This window comes from Comamonas brasiliensis, from assembly GCF_018292285.1.
GTDB classification, from domain to species: Bacteria; Pseudomonadota; Gammaproteobacteria; order Burkholderiales; family Burkholderiaceae_C; genus Comamonas; species Comamonas brasiliensis.
This window is the reverse complement of the sequence record NZ_JAANES010000004.1, coordinates 1-18,034: the sequence shown is the minus strand read 5'-3', so window position 1 is coordinate 18,034 and position 18,034 is coordinate 1. Positions and strand designations below refer to the sequence as shown.

Here is an 18,034-nt window from a genome sequence, read left to right as displayed (position 1 = left end):
GGCATGCTCCTCGCTTGGCGCGTTATGCTGGCCCCTGCGGCTAGCCCGTCTCCCTCATGTCCTAGGAAGCTTTTCTTTGCCCAGCTCAGACCAACTACCTCAATGCCCGCTGCAGTCCCGCGATGGTCAGCAATGGGCCGTGCCTGTGGGCCGCTGGAGTGCTGCCGAGCTGGGCGATCGCCATATCTGGCGTCGGCTGGCGCCACAGATCAGGGCGGTTCCCAAGGGCGTGGCCTGGGATTTGCAGCAAATGGTCTGGTTGGACCATATCGGCGCGCAGCTGCTGTGGGAGCAATGGGGCAGGGCCTGGCCGGCCCGGCTGCTGACGACCAAGAATCAGCGTTCCATGCTGGAGCGAGTGGCCAGATTCAGCGAAGTGCCCGAGCCCAAGCCCGAGCCCTCGGGGTGGATGTGCGAGATCAATCGGTTGGGCCAGATGGTGATCGATGCCTGCGGGCACTTTGCCAATCTGATCCGGCTGGTGGGGCAGTTGCTGCTGGATTGCCTGCGATTGCTGCGCAATCCCTTGCGTGGCCCCTGGCGCGATATTTCGGGCCATCTCTATGCGACCGGCGCGACGGCTTTGCCGATCACGGCCCTGGTGGGCTTTCTGATCGGCGTGGTGCTGGCCTATCTGATGGCGCTGCAGCTGCGCCAGTTCGGGGCCGAATCCTTTATCGTCAATATTCTGGGCATTTCGCTGATCCGCGAGCTGGGACCGCTGCTGGCGGCCATTCTGGTGGCGGGGCGCAGCGGCTCGGCCATCACGGCACAGATCGGCGTGATGCGCGTGACCGAAGAGCTCGATGCCATGCAGGTCATGGGCATCTCCCAGGGCTACCGGCTGGTGCTGCCGCGTGCGCTGGCGCTGGCCGTGTCCATGCCGCTGGTGGCACTGTGGACCATTCTGGCGGCACTGGCCGGCGGCATGGTCGCGGCCGACCTGACCATGGACATCACGCCGTCCTATTTCGTCCAAAGCCTGCCGGCGGCCGTGAAGATCGGCAATCTGGTGCTGGCCATGGGCAAGTCCGTGGTGTTTGGCGTGCTGATTGCCTTGATCGGCTGCCACTGGGGTCTGCAGGTGGCGCCCAATACACAGAGTCTGGGTCGCGGCACCACGGCGGCGGTGGTGTCCTCCATCACCATGGTCATCATCGTGGATGCCATCTTTGCCATCCTCTTCAGAAACGTGGGCTTTTAGGATGAACTACCCACTGTGCGGCTTCGCCGCTTTCCCCCAAGGGGACGACACCTTCGCTGCGGGGCGGCCCTTGCTCGGCGTTCCTGGCTTGGGTCACGTCAGCCTCGTGGAGTGGGGGGCACGCAAATGACAGAGGTGATGCAGAACCGTCGTATCGAAGGGGCCGTGGGCGACTACGCGCCGCCGCAGGATGTGAAGCCCCTGGTGCAGGCGGTTGACCTGTGGACCGAGTTTGGCGAGGGCGAGTCGCGCTTTGCCGTGCACCAGGACTTGAATTTCGATGTCTACCCGGGCGAGATTCTGGCTTTGGTTGGCGGCTCCGGCACGGGCAAGACCGTGCTGCTGCGCCAGATCCTGGGCCTGCTTTCGCCTTCGCGCGGCACGGTGACCGTGGATGGCCGGCCCTCGCGCGAGGTCATCAGCGGCGAGCTGGCGGCGAGTCAGGTGGGCATGCTGTTCCAGCAGGGGGCGTTGTATTCGGCCTTCAATGTGCTGGACAACATCGCGTTTGCATTGCGCGAGCAGGGCACTTTGCCCGATGCCGTGGTGCGCGATGCGGCCATGGTCAAGCTGCAGATGGTGGGTCTCAAGCCGGAACATGCCTCGCGCATGCCCGCAGACCTGTCGGGCGGCATGATCAAGCGTGTGGCGCTGGCGCGTGCGCTGATGATGGATCCGCCGCTGCTGCTGCTGGACGAACCCACAGCCGGGCTGGACCCCAAGGGCTCAGACGAGTTCTGCGAGCTGCTGCGCGATATCCATGCCGAGCTGGGTCTGACCGTGATCATGGTCACCCACGACCTGGATACGCTGTTCGCGCTGTCCACGCGTGTGGCCGTACTGGCCGAGAAAAAAGTGCTGTTTACCGGGGCCCCGCGCGATGTGGCCCAGATCAAGCACCCGTTTATCGAACATTTCTTCCAGGGAGAGCGTGGCCGCCGTGCCATGGCCCCGGTGCAAGGCGGCGTGGCCGCAGAGGAAAGCTGATGGAAAACAAGTCCCATGCCATGGCTGCCGGCATCTTCGTGCTGGTGGTTGCGGCCCTGCTGGCAGGGCTGGCCGTCTGGCTGACGCGCGACAACCGCGAATACCAGCTCTACGAAATGTCCACCAAGGATGGTGTCAGCGGTCTGCAGCCCCAGGCCACGGTGCGCTACAAGGGCGTGCCCGTGGGCAAGGTGGTGCGCATCGGTTTTGACCCGCAGATTCCCGGCAATGTGCTGATTCGCATTGCCGTGGGTGAGGACACGCCGGTCACGCCGGCCACTTATGCACAGCTCGGCTATCAGGGGGTGACGGGGCTGGCCCATATCCAGCTCGACGATGACAGCCGGGCTTCGCAGCCGCTCAAGCCAGGGCCCAGCGGCCTGCCGCGCCTGCCCATGAAGTCCTCGCCCTTGAACATGCTGGCCGACCAGGGCCCGGTGCTGCTGGAGCGGGTTGACGAAATTTCACGCCGCCTCAATGCCATGCTGGGCGAGGACAACCAGAAACGCGTGAGCGCGGCGCTGGACAATATCGCGGCCGCATCCGGAGGGATCAAGGATCTGGCCGAGACCATGAACAAGACGGCCAAGGACTTTCCTCAGCTCACGGCGGATGCGCACCAGACCCTGCAGTCCCTGACCAAGGCCGGCAATGCCGCCACGGGCGTGGCGACCGATCTGCAGCAGACCGTGCGCAAGGTCAATGCGCCCGACGGCCCGCTGCAGCAGATTGCCGAAGGCACGCAAGCCCTGTCGCAGGCGGCCGAATCGCTGGGGCGCAGCACCTTGCCGCGCATGAACGGTGCGGCCGACGATGTCTCGCGCGCTGCGCGCACCATGGGCGCGGCGGCAGGCCGCTTCAATGACAACCCGCAGTCCGTCATCTACGGCCAGGGCCTGGGCCAGCCGGGCCCCGGCGAGCCCGGCTTCGTGGCTCCGGCCAAGTGAAGCGGCAACAAGGACACGACTTGCGCAAATTCGGAACAGGCAGGCGGTTTCTCGATGGAAATGCCTGCTGCCCATCCTGGCTGGCCTAAGTCCCAAAGGAATCAATATGGCAGACACAAAGATTTCATTCACCGGCCGCGGAGCATGGCGATTGCTGGGCGCTTCTTCACTGGTGCTGGCGCTAGCCGCCTGCTCGGGCCTGCCCACGGCACCCACGCAGCCGGTGCGCTATGACCTGGGCGTGGCCGACCTGGCCGCGCCCGCCGCGAATGCAGCCGCCTCTTCGGTGGCCCCGGTGCCGCTGGTGCTGGCCGAAGTCCAGGCTCCGGGTCTGCCCGAGGGCCTGACGGCCATGTTCTACCGCCTGAACTACAGCGACAGCCAGCAGCTGCGTGCCTACCAGAATGCGCGCTGGAGCCTGCCTCCGGCCCAGATGGTGGAGCAGCGCCTGCGCATGCGTCTGGGACTGGAGCGACCCGTGCTCTCGGGCAAGGACAACGTCCGCCCCCTGCTGGCCGACAAGCGCTCGATTGCGCAACTGCGCGTGACGGTGGACGAGTTCAACCAGGTCTTCGACAACGCCAGCAACAGCCGTGCGCTGCTGCGTCTGAGCGCCAGCCTGATCGGTGCCGGCGAGAGTGCAGGCAACCAGTTGCTGGGCCAGAAGGTGTTCACGGTCGAAGTGCCATCCAGCTCAGCCGATGCGGCCGGTGGCGCCCAGGCCATGGCGCGCGCCGTGGACGAGGCGGCGGCCCAGCTCAGCCGCTGGCTGCAGGGCTACGGACGCTAGGTACTGTCCTGCCCTAAGTAGCGCCTTTCGGAAAGCCCTGCCATGCAGGGCTTTGTTGATTCTGGACAAGCCCCGGGTTCCTGCGGGCCGCCGCTTTGATGATATGGGTCAATGGCCGCGCCAGGTCTTGTTCTTAAGCTGCCAGTTCCTCAATTTCGCGCAAGGAACTGCCATGGCCAGCCTCGAATGGAATGCCGCTCTCATCCTGGATTTTCCCGTCATGGACGCGGTGCATGAGGAGTTCGTCACCCTGCTGGCCCGGGTGGAGGCAGCCTCCGACGAGCAACTGTGTGCGCTCTGGGGCGAGCTGATTGCCCACACCCAGCACCACTTCGATCAGGAGGACCGCTGGATGCAGACCACGGGGTTTGCCACGGGCAACTGCCACAGCCAGCAGCACAAGGTGGTGCTGGCCGTCCTGCGCGAGGGGGCGGTCAAGGGGGAGCAAGGTGATCTGGCCACCATCCGCCATATGGCGGCCGAGCTCGGTCCCTGGTTCAGCCACCATGCGCAGAACATGGATGCCGCCCTGGCCCTGCACATGCGCCGCGCGGGCTTTGACCCGGTGACCGGCGCGGTGCTGGTACCCGAGGCCTTGCCTGCAGAGCCGATCACCGGCTGTGGTGGTGCCTGTGGTGAAGCTGAAAAAATGGAAGTGGTAACTGCCTGAAGCTGGCACGCGCCAAGGCGGGAGACGGCGAGCAAGCGCCGCCGCGCAGCGAAGCTGTCGTCCCCCTTGGGGGAAGCGGCGTAGCCGCTCAGGGGGAGTATTTTTTGGGTTAAGGGTATATCGCCGGAGAAGCCAGGATGGGGAAGATCTTGATCAGCCCGCCCGCCATCACCTCGATGGCCAGCGCGGCCAGAATCAGGCCCATGAGCCGGGTCATCACATTGATGCCGGTCTTGCCCAGCACGCGGGCAATCGGGTGGGCCAGCGAAAAGCACACCATGATGGCGGCGGCCACCACCACGCCATAGCCGACCAGCGCCACATGCTGCCAGATGGTGCGCGCCTGATCGGCATAGATCACCACGGTGGACATGGCGGCAGGCCCGGTCAGCAGCGGAATGGTCAGCGGCACGACGGCGATGCTGTTGCCTTCGGCGGCTTTTTCGACGCCGGCCGCCAGCGTGGCATTGTTGGGCCGGTCTTCGGCGGGGCGCGCGTTGAGCATGTTCATTGCACTGATCAGCAGCAGCAGACCGCCGCCGACCTGAAAGCTCTGCAGCGAGATGTTGAAGAACTGCAGAATCTGCAACCCCAGCAGCGCACAGACTGCGATCACGCAGAAGGCAGCAAAGGCGGCGGTGCGAATGGTCTGCCAGCGCTGCTCTGCATCGAAGCCGGCCGTGTAGTGGATGAAGAACGGAACAATGGCCAGCGGGTTGATGATGGCAACCAGGGTGATCAGCGGCTTGATATCCATTACAGCTCGCCTCCGGGCATGGGGGGCTTCTTGCGACTGTCTGCCTTTTGTAGGGCCGGGATAGCTGGCATGAACACTCCTGTGAAAAAATGAGCGAATCGTCGACGCGGCACCAGCCATTACAGCATTGCTGGCGACCGTGTCGCGGATTTCCCTTTTGAACCATGTTAAGGAGCTTCGCAATGGGCAGCTTTGTTGAACTGACAGCCGTGGATGGCGTAAAAACCCCCGCTTATGTGGCCATGCCCGAGGGCAAGGCACGCGGTGCCATCGTGGTGCTGCAGGAGATCTTCGGCGTGAACTCGCATATCCGCTCCGTGGCAGACCGCTATGCTGCCCAGGGCTATGTGGCCGTGGCCCCCGCCATGTTTGCCCGCGTCAAGCCCGATGTGGAGCTGGGCTACACCGAAGACGATATGAAGGCCGGCTTTGCTCTCAAGACTGCGGTGGAAGCCCTGCCCGAGCCGGGCGCGCTGCGCGATGTGGAGGCGGCCGTGGCCCATGCCGCGACGCTGGTGCCCGGCGGCAAGATCGGTGTGGTGGGCTTTTGCTGGGGCGGCCTGCTGACCTGGCGCTCGGCCTGCAATCTGGCCAGTGTTTCTGCCGCAGTCTGCTATTACGGCGGCGGCATGACGGGCGAGCTGGAAGCCAGCCGTCAGGCGCTGTGCCCGGTGCAGGCCCACTTCGGCAGCAAGGATCACTACATCTCGCTGGAGTCCGTCGAAGCCTTCAAGAAGGCACAGCCCCAGGCGCAAGTGCATGTCTACGACGCCGACCACGGCTTCAACTGCGACCAGCGCGGCTCCTACAACGAAGCGGCGGCCAAGCTGGCCGGCGAGCGCACGCTGGCTTTCTTTCAACAGCATCTGGGCTGATTGACGCTTGAAACAACAGCTTCCTGCGCTTATTAGATAAGCGCAGGAAGCTGTTTTTGCTTGAGTTTTCGGTTGTCGTACGGCTGAAGACTTGGGCTGCTGCGCCGCAAATCTGCGGGCTCCGGCGAGGCAGTGCCTGCGGCACCAGCCGGGTCGCTTACTCGGCCTCTTCGCTTTCCAGGTAGCGGCGGCGCCAGAAATAGGCCACCAGTACCACGGTGATGATCACCATGGCCACCAGGGCCCAGATGAAGCCGTCCTTTTTGTGCACGAAGGGGATGAACTCGAAGTTCATGCCGAAGATGCCGGCAATCAGGTTTAGCGGCAGAAAGATGGCCGTCACCGTGGTCAGCGTGCGCATGATGTCGTTGGCGCGGTTGCTCTGTGCCGAAAAGTGCATCTGCACGGCGGTCTCGGCGCTTTGCTCCATGCGGTGAATATGGTGGGTCACGCGCTCTATATGTTCGAGCACGTCGCGCGAGCGCACGCGCAGCAACTCACGCTCATGCTGGCGTGCGGGGGTGTGCTCGGGCGGCCAGCCCTCCAGTGCCTCGGTCCAGTCCTGCACGGCGGCGCGCTGGTCTTCGCAGATTTCATCCAGCTGGTGCAGCGCCAGGCGCACATCGAGCACACTGGCCCAGTTGCTGAAGCGCTTGTTGGGCTTGAGCAGCGCCATCTGCCAGTGGTCGATCTGGCGCGTCAGCGTGCGGCGCAGGTCCAGGTAGCCGTCCACCATGCCGTTGACCATGCGCAGCATCAGGTCCGCAGGCTCCACGGGCATCTTGCTGCTGACCTGGCGACCGTCAGTCTTGGCGGGGCCGGATATCAGGCGCTGCCAGAAGTTTTCCAGCACAAAGCAGCCGTCGGGATGCACGGACAGCAGGATCTGGTCATACAGCGCAAAGCCCACGGGCTGGGTTTCCACGCGTTGCAGCACGGGCGCTTCGCGCTGGCCGCTGTGGGCCAGGCTGTGGGATGGCGGCGGGGCGCTAGATGCCGCACTGCCGGTGCCGGCCGCCAGGGCCGGCGGTGCTGCCACGGCAGGTGCGGGCGAGGCGTGGCTGCCGTTGAGCGGCGGCAGATGGGCGTTGGCCAGACGGCGAAACACCAGCACGTCGTACACCGAGGTGTAGTCGTAATTGGAAGGGATGGCCGGATTCAGCAGGTCGGAGACATGCAGGTCCACGAGGGCGGAGCCACCCAGCCTGGCCAGCATGGCCTGGATGGCCGGCAGCTGAGCCTCCAGCTCCGAGCGTGTGCAGGAGACCCAGTAAAACCCCGTTGTCGCCGCCTGCGTGGGCAGTCCGTCAACAGGCTGGGCATAGAGGGGAGAGATATGCAGCACGCGCATGGGAATTGGCAGCCTCGATGTCAGTGCAAAAGCAGATGCAAAAACGGCCCGGGCCAGCAGCCCGAGCCGTCAGATCATGCCTGAAATGCCCTCAAACGCAAGCATGACCTGCGCTGATAGCTATCAATTTTGTTACAGGCCGCGCAGCTTCTTGGCGGCGTCGATGGCAAAGTAGGTCAGGATGCCGTCGGCGCCGGCGCGCTTGAAGGCCAGCAGGGCTTCCATCATCACGGCGTCGTGATCGAGCCAGCCATTGGCTGCCGCGGCCTTGAGCATGGCGTATTCGCCGGACACCTGATAGGCGAAGGTCGGTACCTTGAACTCGTCCTTGACGCGGCGCACCACGTCCAGATACGGCATGCCGGGCTTGACCATGACCATGTCCGCGCCTTCGGCGATGTCCTGCGCCACTTCGCGCAGGGCTTCGTCTGTGTTGGCCGGGTCCATCTGGTAGACATTCTTGTCGGCCTTGCCCAGGGCGCCGCGCGTGCCCACGGCATCGCGGAAGGGACCGTAGAAGGCGCTGGCGTACTTGGCGCTGTAGGCCATGATGCGGGTGTGAATATGGCCTTGCAGCTCCAGCGCCTCTCGGATGGCGCCGATGCGGCCATCCATCATGTCACTGGGAGCGACCATGTCCACGCCGGCTTCGGCATGGGCCAGGGCCTGGCCGACCAGCACTTCCACGGTGTCATCGTTGATGATGTAGCCGCTCTCGTCCAGGATGCCGTCCTGGCCGTGGCTGGTATAGGGGTCCAGGGCCACATCGGTCATCACGCCCAGCTGGGGAAATTCCTTCTTCAGCGCGCGCACCACGCGCGGGATCAGACCGTCGGGGTTCAGGGCTTCCTTGCCATCGGGCGTCTTGAGGCTGGGTTCAATGGCGGGGAACAGTGCCAGATAGGGAATCTCCAGCTTCACGCACTCCTCGGCCACGGGCAGCAGCAGGTCGAGGCTCAGGCGGTCCACGCCAGGCATGGAGGGAACGGCCTCGCGCTTGTTCTGGCCTTCGTGCACGAACACGGGGTAGATGAAGTCGTGCGGCGTCAGCACGCTCTCGCGCACCAGATTGCGGGTGAAAGCATCGCGGCGCAGACGGCGCGGACGATTCTGGGGAAAAGGAGTAGGGCTGGACAAATGCATGGGGAAAATTGTGCCCCATCCGCCATGACTTGGCTTGCAGCTGCGTGACTATTCCATGACGGCTGTCTCAATGCGGGGTAAAGACGCGGCGCGCAGCGGCTGTGGCGCAGCGCAGGCCTTTACACTGGCCCCATGCTATGGGTTAAAGCCTTTCACATCATTTTTGTCGCCAGCTGGTTTGCTGGTCTGTTCTATCTGCCGCGTATCTTTGTCAATATCGCCATGGTCACGCCGGGCTCGGTGGCAGAGCGCGAGCGCCTGGTGCTGATGGCGCGCAAGCTGCTGCGCTTCACCACCATGTTGGCCGTGCCTGCGCTGGGCCTGGGCCTGTGGCTGTGGCTGGGCTGGGGCTTTGCGGGCGGCTGGCTGCATGCCAAGCTGGCCGTGGTGCTGCTGGTCATCGGCTATCACCACAGCTGTGCCGTGCTGCTGCGCAAGCTGGCGGACAACACCTGTCACAAAAGCCATCGCTGGTTCCGTTTCTATAACGAAGTGCCGGTGTTGCTGCTGATCGCCGCCGTGATTCTGGTGGTGGTCAAGCCCTTCTGAGTCTTGTGCCGAGAGTAGGAGGCGACTGTGTCCGATTCCGCGGTGCCGGTGATTTCCATGCGCCATACCTCGGCCTGGCCGCTGGCGCTGGTCTATGGCCTGCTCATCGTGTTTGCCAGCCTGTTCCCGTTCGACGGCTGGCGCGCCCAGGGGATTGATCCCAGCGTATTTCTGTTTGCCAGGATTCCACCGCCGTACTGGACCTGGTTCGATGTCAACACCAATATCGTCGGCTACGCGCCGCTGGGATTTTTCCTGGCGCTGGCCCTGATGCGCTCGGGCCAGCCCAGGCTGGCCGTGCCGCTGGCTTTTCTTGCCGGCACGCTGTTGTCCCTGTGCATGGAGTTTCTGCAGATCTATCTGCCGCGCCGCGTGCCGTCCAATCTGGATCTGGTGCTCAATGCCGGCGGTACCCTGATCGGTGCCCTGCTGGCCGCGCTGCTGGAGAGGCTGGGGGCACTGTCGCGCTGGAGCGCTTTTCGCAACCAGTGGCTGGGCGAGGGCGGTGCGGGCGTGCTGGTGCTGCTGGCACTGTGGCCGTTTGCGCTGCTGTTTCCGGCGGCCGTGCCCTTCGGACTGGGCCAGGTGCTGGAACGCATTGACGACACCTTGCAGGACTGGTTGCTGAACACGCCGTTCGAAGACTGGCTGCCGCTGGGCGATTTCGCCCTGACGCCGCTGTCGCTGGTGACGGAGATGCTCTGTGTGATGCTGGGGCTGTGGATACCCTGTCTGCTGGCCTACTGTGCCGTGCGACACATGGGCCGCCGCGCGCTGGCGGGGCTGCTGCTGGTTGCGGCAGGTGTGGGCGTGACGGCGCTGTCGGCCGCCCTGAGCTGGGGGCCGGCCCATGCCTGGGAGTGGGTGGATCTGCCGGTGCGTCTGGGCGTATGGGGAGGGCTTGGTCTGGCCGTGATTGCGCTGCCGGCCTCGCGCCGGGTGTGCACCGTGCTGTTGCTTCTGGTGCTGGTGCTGCATCTGAGCATCCTCAACCAGGCTCCCACCAATGTCTACTTCGCCCAGACCCTGCAGGCCTGGGAGCAGGGGCGCTTCATCCGCTTCTACGGCCTGGGCCAGTGGCTGGGCTGGCTCTGGCCTTACGTCACACTGGCGTATGTAGTGATTCGACTCTCGCGTCGCCAGCAGCCTGCCTAGAATGAGCCACTATGAGCGACACCCAGAATCAAGACCAAGCCGGTGGCTACTACCAGCGTCATATCTTCTTTTGCCTGAACGAGCGTCCCAATGGCGAGGACTGCTGTGCTTTGCACGGTGCCAAGGCAGGCTTTGACCACTGCAAGCGCAAAGTCAAGGAAGAGGGGCTGGCTGGCAAGGGTCAGGTGCGAGTGAACAAGGCCGGCTGCCTGGATCGCTGCGCGGGCGGCCCCGTGGCCGTGGTCTATCCCGAGGCCGTCTGGTACACCTTTATCGACGACAGTGATATCGATGAAATCGTCGAATCCCATCTGAGGAACGGCAAGGTGGTCGAGCGCTTGGTGCTGCCTGACAGCGTAGGCCGATAAACGGGGCTTCCCCCGGGTGCCTTGCCTGGGTGGCGCCGCAGGGATGACACCTTCGGTGCGCAGTGCAGCGTGCTCGTTCAGGAACTTTAAGCGTTTTTAAGCGTCAGCCTAATAACAGCAAGCGCTGATAGCTATAACTAGGATAGCGTAGTGAATTCTCAGACTGAACGACTGATGTTGACCGGCGCTGCCGGTGCGATCGAAACCCTGCGCGATGCGCCGCAACTGGCCGAAGGGCAGAGCCCCAGGGGTGTGGCCATCATCGCCCATCCGCATCCGCTGTTTGGCGGCACCATGGACAACAAGGTGGTCCAGACGCTGGCGCGTGCCTTTGTGCAGTGCGGCTATACGGCCGTGCGTTTCAATTTTCGCGGCGTGGGCGCCAGTGCCGGCGAATATGACGCCGGCAAGGCAGAGCTGCAGGATTTGCTGGCCGTGGTGCAGCAGGTGGCTCCCGAAGGCCCGATTGCCCTGGCCGGCTTTTCCTTTGGCGCCTTTGTCACCAGCCATGCGTTGGCGCAGCTCTGGGAGCAGGGGCGGGTGCAGAAGGCCGTGCTGGTCGGTACGGCCGCCAGCCGCTTCGAGGTGGCTCCCGTGCCTGCCGGTGCCCATGACCAGACGCTGGTGGTTCACGGCGAGGCGGACGACACGGTGGCGCTGTCTGCCGTGATGGACTGGGCACGCCCGCAGATACTGCCTGTTACCGTGATTCCGCAGGTCGGTCATTTCTTTCACGGACAATTGCCTCTGCTCAAGAATCTGGTGGTGCGCCACCTGAAGTCCGAATAAGAGCCAGTCCCCACACCCTGACGCACGTGAATTGCTGCCCCGTCTCGGTAACCCCTCTTTTCATAGCGCCAAGCCAAGGTATATCCTTGGTTTTGGCCGTTTTCGACGGTAAATAACCGCGCTTACCTTTGCTTTAGCGAGAACCCTCTTCATGAAGCCCATCTACTCCACACTGCGTGTTCTGGCCGTTGCGGCCGCAGTGGCGCCCGTGTTTGCCATGGCACAGGTGGCGGCCCCTGTCCCTCCCGAAATCGCTGCCCGCAACTATCTGCTGGTGGACGTCACTGCCGGCCAGGTGCTGGGGGCCAAGGATATCGACGCTCCCGTCGAGCAGGCATCGCTGACCAAGCTGATGTCGGCCTATGTGGTGTTCGACGCCCTGCGTGCCAAGAAAATCACGCTGGAGCAACGCATGCCCGTGAGCGAGCGTGCCTGGAAGATGCCCGGCTCGCGCATGTTCATCGACCCCAAGATGCAGGTTCCCGTCAATGACCTGCTCAGCGGCATGATCATCCAGTCCGGCAACGATGCCACCATGGCACTGGCCGAGGCCGTGGGGGGCACGGCCGAGAACTTCGTCAAGATGATGAATGACCAGGCCAAGGCCCTGGGCATGAAAAACACCAGCTACAAGAACCCCGAAGGTCTGACCGAGCCCGGCCACCTGACGACGGCGCGTGATCTGTCCATACTGGCCCAGCGCCTGATGCATGACTTCCCCGAGTACATGCACTACTACTCCACCAAGCAGTACAGCTATCCCGGCACGCCCGCGTCCAACGGCAGCAACCGCAATGCCTTGCTGTTCCGCGATCCCACCGTGGACGGCCTGAAGACCGGTCATACCAATGCCGCCGGCTACTGCCTGGTGGCCACGGCCAAGCGCGATCTGCCCAATGTGGGTCAGCGCCGTCTGCTGTCCATCGTGCTGGGTACGGCCAGCGAAAAAGCGCGTGCCAACGAAAGCCAGAAGCTGCTGAACTGGGGTTACACCGCTTTCGATGCCGTCAAGCTGTTCGATGCCGATCAGCCCGTCGCCACTCCGGCAGTCTGGAAGGGTGCTGCCAATGCCGTCAAGATTGGCAAGGCCGACGGCGCTGTGGTGGTGACGGTGCCCTCGGGTACCGGTGGCAAGCTGACCACCGAAGTGGTGCGCCAGGATCCGCTGATCGCTCCTATCGCCAAGGGCCAGTCCATGGGCGTGCTCAAGGTCAAGTCGGGCGCGGATGTGGTGGCCGAGGTGCCGCTGGTGGCGCTTGAGGCCGTAGAGCAGGCTGGCTTCTTCGGCCGTCTGTGGGACACCATCCGGCTCTGGATCAAGTAAGTTCCCTGGCCGGCAGGAGGCGCTCCTGCCGGTGACAGCCCTTGATCGGTCATGCAAAGCATCTTGCTGCCTGGGGGCTATTGCCCGCAGGTGCTTGTGCTGATTTGCGCAAGCTGGTACATTCGAGGGCTTTTCGGAATTTCCGAAGGGATTCACGTTTCCGCATCAGCATCTGTTGCTGCGGATAAACCTTTTGCTTTCACGAAGCAAATTCACGTTTAGGGACGTTTAATTAATGCCAACCATTAACCAACTCGTGCGTCAGGGCCGCACGGTAGAAGTTGTTAAATCCAAGAGCCCTGCTATGGAAAACTGCCCCCAACGCCGTGGCGTGTGCACCCGTGTGTACACCACCACTCCCAAGAAGCCTAACTCGGCTCTGCGTAAGGTGGCCAAGGTTCGTCTGACCAACGGTTTCGAAGTGATTTCGTACATCGGCGGTGAAGGCCACAACCTGCAAGAGCACAGCGTTGTGCTGGTGCGTGGCGGCCGTGTGAAGGACTTGCCCGGTGTGCGTTACCACATCGTGCGCGGTTCCCTGGACCTGCAAGGCGTCAAGGACCGTAAGCAAGCTCGCTCCAAGTACGGTGCCAAGAAGCCTAAGGCTAAGTAATCAGCCCTGGTTTTTTGAAAACAAACGGTGTTTGATTCGCCTGACTGGCGCGGTCAAACGTAGTGGCCCTGAGCACGAATGTTTTGTGCGGGTCGAGTAAGTGAGAGTTTTGAATAGCTCTCGCGGTATCTGAAAAGATGCCAACTGAAGCAAAGATAGAGGTAAAAAATGCCACGTCGTCGCGAAGTCCCCAAACGTGAAATCCTGCCGGATCCCAAGTTCGGCAATGTAGAGCTGTCCAAATTCATGAACGTGATCATGGAAGGCGGCAAGAAGGCGGTTGCTGAGCGCATCATTTATGGCGCTCTGGACCTGATCGAGAAGAAGCATCCTGGCAAGGACCCTCTGGAAGCTTTCGTTGTTGCCATCAACAACGTCAAGCCCATGGTCGAAGTGAAGTCCCGCCGTGTTGGCGGTGCCAACTACCAGGTGCCCGTGGAAGTGCGTCCCGTCCGTCGTCTGGCTCTGGCCATGCGCTGGATCAAGGAAGCCTCCCGCAAGCGTGGCGAGAAGTCCATGGCTCAACGCCTGGCCAACGAGCTGCTGGAAGCTACGGAAGGCCGTGGCGGCGCTATGAAGCGTCGTGACGAAGTGCACCGTATGGCCGAAGCCAACAAGGCCTTCAGCCACTTCCGCTTCTAATCGGAATCTCGCTCGAGATACAGGGCCGCATGCAAAAACTTGCTGCGGCCTTGTGTCGATTCTGAGCGCCCCCATATAGAGCTGCTGCCTCCTGCGCACAATGCGGGGCCGGCAGTACTCCCATACGATCAAGCAAGGATCCATCATGGCTCGCAAGACCCCCATTGAGCGCTATCGCAACATCGGTATTTCCGCTCACATTGACGCAGGTAAGACAACTACTACAGAACGTATCCTGTTCTATACCGGTGTGACCCACAAGCTGGGCGAAGTGCACGACGGCGCTGCCACCACCGACTGGATGGAGCAAGAGCAAGAGCGTGGTATCACCATCACTTCCGCTGCAGTGACCTGCTTCTGGAAGGGTATGGACCTGTCCTATCCCGAGCACCGCTTCAACATCATCGACACCCCCGGTCACGTGGACTTCACGATTGAAGTGGAGCGTTCCATGCGCGTGCTGGACGGTGCTTGCATGGTGTATTGCGCTGTGGGTGGCGTGCAGCCCCAGTCCGAAACCGTGTGGCGTCAGGCTAACAAGTACAAGGTGCCTCGTCTGGCCTTTGTGAACAAGATGGACCGTACCGGTGCCAACTTCTTCAAGGTCTACGACCAGATGAAGCTGCGCCTGAAGGCCAACCCCGTGCCCGTGGTGATCCCAATCGGTGCCGAAGACAACTTCAAGGGTGTGGTCGATCTGGTCAAGATGAAGGCCATCATCTGGGACGAAGCTTCCCAGGGCATGAAGTTCGAATACCAGGACATCCCCGCCGAGCTGGTGGAGACTGCCAACAAGTGGCGTGAAAACCTGGTGGAGGCCGCTGCCGAAGCTTCGGAAGAGCTGATGAACAAGTACCTGGAAGAAGGTACTCTGACTGAAGAAGAAGTGAAGCTCGGCGTGCGTACTCGTACCCTGGCCACCGAAATTCAGCCCATGCTGTGCGGCACCGCGTTCAAGAACAAGGGTGTGCAGCGCATGCTGGACGCCGTGATCGACTATCTGCCCGCTCCTGTGGACATCCCTGACGTTACCGGTACCGACCCCGATGACGAAGAGAAGAAGCTGAGCCGCAAGGCCGACGACGCCGAGAAGTTCTCGGCTCTGGCCTTCAAGCTGATGACCGACCCCTTCGTGGGCCAGCTGACCTTCGTGCGCGTGTACTCCGGCGTTCTGACCAAGGGCGAGACCGTTCTGAATGCCGTCAAGGGCAAGAAGGAACGTATCGGCCGTATCGTGCAGATGATGGCCAACGACCGTGTGGAAGTCGAAGAAATCCGTGCTGGCGACATCGCTGCCTGCGTGGGTCTGAAGGATGTGACCACCGGTGAAACCCTGTGCGACATCGCTGCACCTATCGTGCTGGAGCGCATGGTGTTCCCCGAGCCCGTGATTGCACAGGCTGTGGAACCAAAGTCCAAGACCGACCAGGAAAAGATGGGTATCGCTCTGTCGCGTCTGGCTGCAGAAGATCCTTCCTTCCGCGTACGTACCGACGAAGAATCCGGTCAGACCATCATCGCCGGTATGGGCGAGCTGCACCTGGAAATCATCGTTGACCGTATGAAGCGCGAATTCAACGTGGAAGCCAACGTGGGCAAGCCCCAGGTTGCCTACCGCGAAACCATTCGCAGCACTGTCAAGGACGTGGACGGCAAGTTCGTTCGTCAATCCGGCGGTAAGGGTCAGTATGGCCACGTGGTTCTGACTCTGGAACCCCAGGAAGCCGGCAAGGGCTTCGAGTTCGTCGACGAAATCAAGGGCGGTGTGGTTCCTCGCGAATACATCCCTGCGGTGGAAAAGGGCGTGATCGAAGCGCTGACTTCCGGTGTTCTGGCTGGCTACCCTGTGGTGGACGTCAAGGTGCGCCTGACTTTCGGTTCGTACCACGATGTGGACTCGAACGAAATGGCGTTCAAGATGGCCGCTATCTTCGGTTTCAAGGAAGCTGCTCGCAAGGCCAACCCCGTCATCCTGGAACCCATGATGGCTGTGGAAGTGGAAACACCTGAAGACTACGCCGGTACCGTGATGGGTGACCTGTCTTCCCGCCGCGGCATGGTGCAGGGCATGGATGACATGGTTGGTGGCGGCAAGGCCATCAAGGCTGAAGTGCCTCTGTCCGAAATGTTCGGCTACGCCACTTCGCTGCGTTCCATGACTCAAGGTCGCGCCAGCTACACCATGGAATTCAAGCACTACGCTGAAGCTCCTCGTAACGTGGCCGAAGCCATCGTTGCTGCCCGCGCCAAGTAATTGACGCAGGTTTGACGAATCCGTCATAATCTAAGGCTTCCAATCGCGGCAGTCCCTTGAGGATTGCCGCGATTTTTGCCGGTCTGCGATCCCATGCCGTCCTGTTTCCTGTGCGGGGCGAATCAGCAATGAGGTGCAGACCTTAAACATCACACAGGTTTTTGCTCTTTCGGAGAAATCATGGCAAAAGAAAAGTTCGAACGTACCAAGCCCCACGTGAACGTGGGCACCATCGGTCACGTTGACCACGGCAAGACCACCCTGACTGCTGCTATCGCTACCGTGCTGTCCAAGCACTTCGGCGGTGAAGCCAAGGACTACTCGCAGATCGACAACGCTCCCGAAGAAAAGGCTCGTGGCATCACGATCAACACTTCCCACGTTGAATACGAAACTGCCAACCGCCACTACGCTCACGTGGACTGCCCCGGCCACGCTGACTATGTGAAGAACATGATCACTGGTGCCGCTCAGATGGACGGCGCTATCCTGGTTTGCTCCGCTGCTGACGGCCCCATGCCCCAGACTCGCGAGCACATCCTGCTGTCGCGTCAGGTGGGCGTTCCCTACATCATCGTGTTCCTGAACAAGGCCGACATGGTGGACGACGAAGAACTGCTGGAACTGGTCGAAATGGAAGTGCGCGAGCTGCTGTCCAAGTACGACTTCCCCGGCGANCACGTTGAATACGAAACTGCCAACCGCCACTACGCTCACGTGGACTGCCCCGGCCACGCTGACTATGTGAAGAACATGATCACTGGTGCCGCTCAGATGGACGGCGCTATCCTGGTTTGCTCCGCTGCTGACGGCCCCATGCCCCAGACTCGCGAGCACATCCTGCTGTCGCGTCAGGTGGGCGTTCCCTACATCATCGTGTTCCTGAACAAGGCCGACATGGTGGACGACGAAGAACTGCTGGAACTGGTCGAAATGGAAGTGCGCGAGCTGCTGTCCAAGTACGACTTCCCCGGCGACGATACCCCCATCATCCGCGGCTCTGCCAAGCTGGCTCTGGAAGGCGACCAATCCGACAAGGGTGAACCCGCTATCCTGCGTCTGGCTGAAGCTCTGGACACCTACATCCCCACTCCCGAGCGTGCTGTTGACGGCGCCTTCGTGATGCCCGTGGAAGACGTGTTCTCCATCTCCGGTCGCGGTACCGTGGTGACTGGCCGTATCGAGCGCGGTATTGTCAAGGTCGGCGAAGAAATCGAAATCGTCGGTATCAAGGACACCGTCAAGACCACCGTCACTGGCGTGGAAATGTTCCGCAAGCTGCTGGACCAAGGTCAAGCTGGCGACAACGTGGGTCTGCTGCTGCGCGGCACCAAGCGTGAAGACGTGGAACGCGGCCAAGTGCTGTGCAAGCCCGGCTCCATCAAGCCCCACACCAACTTCACTGCTGAAGTTTACGTGCTGTCGAAGGACGAAGGCGGTCGCCACACTCCCTTCTTCAACAACTACCGTCCCCAGTTCTACTTCCGTACAACTGACGTGACCGGCTCCATCGAACTGCCCGAAGGCAAGGAAATGGTGATGCCTGGCGACAACGTGTCGATCACCGTGAAGCTGATCGCCCCCATCGCCATGGAAGAAGGTCTGCGTTTCGCTAT

The 18,034-nt window shown here is 62.1% G+C and carries 18 protein-coding genes; 15 read left to right on the top strand and 3 right to left on the bottom strand.

Annotation, left to right across the window (positions count from 1 at the left end; translation table 11 throughout):
- Positions 1-76 precede the first annotated feature (76 nt).
- From DJFAAGMI_RS16595 to DJFAAGMI_RS16575, 5 genes are all read left to right on the top strand, one after another.
- On the top strand, positions 77-1,204 hold the full coding sequence (locus DJFAAGMI_RS16595; protein ID WP_211457975.1) for an MlaE family ABC transporter permease: 1,128 nt from the start codon (positions 77-79) through the stop codon (positions 1,202-1,204).
- Between the two features lie 126 nt (positions 1,205-1,330).
- Positions 1,331-2,191 carry an ABC transporter ATP-binding protein gene (locus tag DJFAAGMI_RS16590; protein WP_407714868.1) on the top strand — a complete coding sequence of 287 codons (861 nt, stop codon included), beginning with the start codon at positions 1,331-1,333 and terminating at the stop codon, positions 2,189-2,191.
- On the top strand, positions 2,191-3,138 hold the full coding sequence (locus DJFAAGMI_RS16585; protein WP_003059461.1) for an MlaD family protein: 948 nt from the start codon (positions 2,191-2,193) through the stop codon (positions 3,136-3,138). The genes DJFAAGMI_RS16590 and DJFAAGMI_RS16585 overlap by 1 nt, the downstream gene beginning before the upstream one ends.
- Before the next feature lie 106 nt (positions 3,139-3,244).
- Positions 3,245-3,928, top strand: coding sequence for an ABC-type transport auxiliary lipoprotein family protein (locus DJFAAGMI_RS16580; RefSeq protein WP_211457973.1), 684 nt, complete (start codon positions 3,245-3,247; stop codon positions 3,926-3,928).
- Between the two features lie 172 nt (positions 3,929-4,100).
- The gene (locus DJFAAGMI_RS16575) at positions 4,101-4,598 is read left to right on the top strand and encodes a hemerythrin domain-containing protein (RefSeq protein ID WP_211457972.1); all 498 of its coding nucleotides are present in this window, start codon (positions 4,101-4,103) and stop codon (positions 4,596-4,598) included.
- A 109-nt stretch (positions 4,599-4,707) separates the two neighbouring features.
- Here DJFAAGMI_RS16575 and DJFAAGMI_RS16570 read toward each other — a convergent pair whose 3' ends face one another.
- A complete protein-coding gene (locus DJFAAGMI_RS16570; protein ID WP_003059455.1) occupies positions 4,708-5,355 on the bottom strand; it encodes a MarC family protein in 648 nt (215 codons plus the stop codon).
- A gap of 182 nt (positions 5,356-5,537) precedes the next feature.
- On the opposite strand from DJFAAGMI_RS16570, the gene DJFAAGMI_RS16565 reads away from it, so the two are divergent.
- Complete coding sequence (locus DJFAAGMI_RS16565; protein ID WP_211457971.1) at positions 5,538-6,230, top strand: dienelactone hydrolase family protein; 693 nt, start codon at positions 5,538-5,540, stop codon at positions 6,228-6,230.
- A 157-nt stretch (positions 6,231-6,387) separates the two neighbouring features.
- Here the strand turns inward: DJFAAGMI_RS16565 and DJFAAGMI_RS16560 are convergent, their stop codons facing one another.
- Entirely contained in the window at positions 6,388-7,581 is a 1,194-nt protein-coding gene (locus tag DJFAAGMI_RS16560; protein WP_211457970.1) for a magnesium transporter CorA family protein, read from the bottom strand.
- A gap of 132 nt (positions 7,582-7,713) precedes the next feature.
- Complete coding sequence (gene hemB / locus DJFAAGMI_RS16555) at positions 7,714-8,724, bottom strand: porphobilinogen synthase (RefSeq protein WP_211457969.1); 1,011 nt, start codon at positions 8,722-8,724, stop codon at positions 7,714-7,716.
- Between the two features lie 132 nt (positions 8,725-8,856).
- Here hemB and DJFAAGMI_RS16550 point away from each other — a divergent pair, with 132 nt between their 5' ends.
- From DJFAAGMI_RS16550 to tuf, 9 genes are all read left to right on the top strand, one after another.
- Positions 8,857-9,273 (top strand): CopD family protein, encoded by a 417-nt coding sequence (locus DJFAAGMI_RS16550; protein WP_211457968.1) that lies wholly within the window; start codon positions 8,857-8,859, stop codon positions 9,271-9,273.
- 57 nt (positions 9,274-9,330) lie between these two features.
- Positions 9,331-10,428, top strand: a complete 1,098-nt coding sequence (locus tag DJFAAGMI_RS16545; RefSeq protein WP_211458373.1) for a VanZ family protein — start codon at positions 9,331-9,333, stop codon at positions 10,426-10,428.
- An 11-nt stretch (positions 10,429-10,439) separates the two neighbouring features.
- Positions 10,440-10,796, top strand: coding sequence for a (2Fe-2S) ferredoxin domain-containing protein (locus DJFAAGMI_RS16540; protein ID WP_211457967.1), 357 nt, complete (start codon positions 10,440-10,442; stop codon positions 10,794-10,796).
- A gap of 150 nt (positions 10,797-10,946) precedes the next feature.
- The gene (locus DJFAAGMI_RS16535; RefSeq protein WP_211457966.1) at positions 10,947-11,585 is read left to right on the top strand and encodes an alpha/beta hydrolase; all 639 of its coding nucleotides are present in this window, start codon (positions 10,947-10,949) and stop codon (positions 11,583-11,585) included.
- A 151-nt stretch (positions 11,586-11,736) separates the two neighbouring features.
- Positions 11,737-12,909, top strand: coding sequence for a D-alanyl-D-alanine carboxypeptidase family protein (locus DJFAAGMI_RS16530; protein WP_003059442.1), 1,173 nt, complete (start codon positions 11,737-11,739; stop codon positions 12,907-12,909).
- A gap of 235 nt (positions 12,910-13,144) precedes the next feature.
- On the top strand, positions 13,145-13,522 hold the full coding sequence (gene rpsL, locus DJFAAGMI_RS16525) for a 30S ribosomal protein S12 (protein WP_003059441.1): 378 nt from the start codon (positions 13,145-13,147) through the stop codon (positions 13,520-13,522).
- A gap of 168 nt (positions 13,523-13,690) precedes the next feature.
- Positions 13,691-14,164: a 30S ribosomal protein S7 gene (gene rpsG, locus DJFAAGMI_RS16520; RefSeq protein WP_003059438.1), complete on the top strand. Its 474-nt coding sequence runs from the start codon at positions 13,691-13,693 to the stop codon at positions 14,162-14,164.
- A gap of 145 nt (positions 14,165-14,309) precedes the next feature.
- On the top strand, positions 14,310-16,418 hold the full coding sequence (gene fusA, locus DJFAAGMI_RS16515) for an elongation factor G (protein ID WP_211457965.1): 2,109 nt from the start codon (positions 14,310-14,312) through the stop codon (positions 16,416-16,418).
- A 180-nt stretch (positions 16,419-16,598) separates the two neighbouring features.
- Positions 16,599-18,034: elongation factor Tu (gene tuf / locus DJFAAGMI_RS16505; protein WP_249334466.1), on the top strand; the 1,436-nt coding region annotated here is incomplete at its 3' end.

Excerpts from the sequence above, each read along its gene's own strand:
- rpsL (WP_003059441.1), top strand. The coding sequence starts at position 13,145 with ATGCCAACCATTAACCAACTCGTGCGTCAGGGCCGCACGGTAGAAGTT.
- DJFAAGMI_RS16580 (WP_211457973.1), top strand. The coding sequence starts at position 3,245 with ATGGCAGACACAAAGATTTCATTCACCGGCCGCGGAGCATGGCGATTG.
- DJFAAGMI_RS16530 (WP_003059442.1), top strand. The coding sequence starts at position 11,737 with ATGAAGCCCATCTACTCCACACTGCGTGTTCTGGCCGTTGCGGCCGCA.
- DJFAAGMI_RS16565 (WP_211457971.1), top strand. The coding sequence starts at position 5,538 with ATGGGCAGCTTTGTTGAACTGACAGCCGTGGATGGCGTAAAAACCCCC.
- hemB (WP_211457969.1), bottom strand. The coding sequence starts at position 8,724 with ATGCATTTGTCCAGCCCTACTCCTTTTCCCCAGAATCGTCCGCGCCGT.
- DJFAAGMI_RS16590 (WP_407714868.1), top strand. The coding sequence starts at position 1,331 with ATGACAGAGGTGATGCAGAACCGTCGTATCGAAGGGGCCGTGGGCGAC.
- rpsG (WP_003059438.1), top strand. The coding sequence starts at position 13,691 with ATGCCACGTCGTCGCGAAGTCCCCAAACGTGAAATCCTGCCGGATCCC.
- DJFAAGMI_RS16585 (WP_003059461.1), top strand. The coding sequence starts at position 2,191 with ATGGAAAACAAGTCCCATGCCATGGCTGCCGGCATCTTCGTGCTGGTG.
- DJFAAGMI_RS16550 (WP_211457968.1), top strand. The coding sequence starts at position 8,857 with ATGCTATGGGTTAAAGCCTTTCACATCATTTTTGTCGCCAGCTGGTTT.
- fusA (WP_211457965.1), top strand. The coding sequence starts at position 14,310 with ATGGCTCGCAAGACCCCCATTGAGCGCTATCGCAACATCGGTATTTCC.
- DJFAAGMI_RS16570 (WP_003059455.1), bottom strand. The coding sequence starts at position 5,355 with ATGGATATCAAGCCGCTGATCACCCTGGTTGCCATCATCAACCCGCTG.
- DJFAAGMI_RS16540 (WP_211457967.1), top strand. The coding sequence starts at position 10,440 with ATGAGCGACACCCAGAATCAAGACCAAGCCGGTGGCTACTACCAGCGT.
- DJFAAGMI_RS16545 (WP_211458373.1), top strand. The coding sequence starts at position 9,331 with ATGCGCCATACCTCGGCCTGGCCGCTGGCGCTGGTCTATGGCCTGCTC.
- DJFAAGMI_RS16560 (WP_211457970.1), bottom strand. The coding sequence starts at position 7,581 with ATGCGCGTGCTGCATATCTCTCCCCTCTATGCCCAGCCTGTTGACGGA.
- DJFAAGMI_RS16575 (WP_211457972.1), top strand. The coding sequence starts at position 4,101 with ATGGCCAGCCTCGAATGGAATGCCGCTCTCATCCTGGATTTTCCCGTC.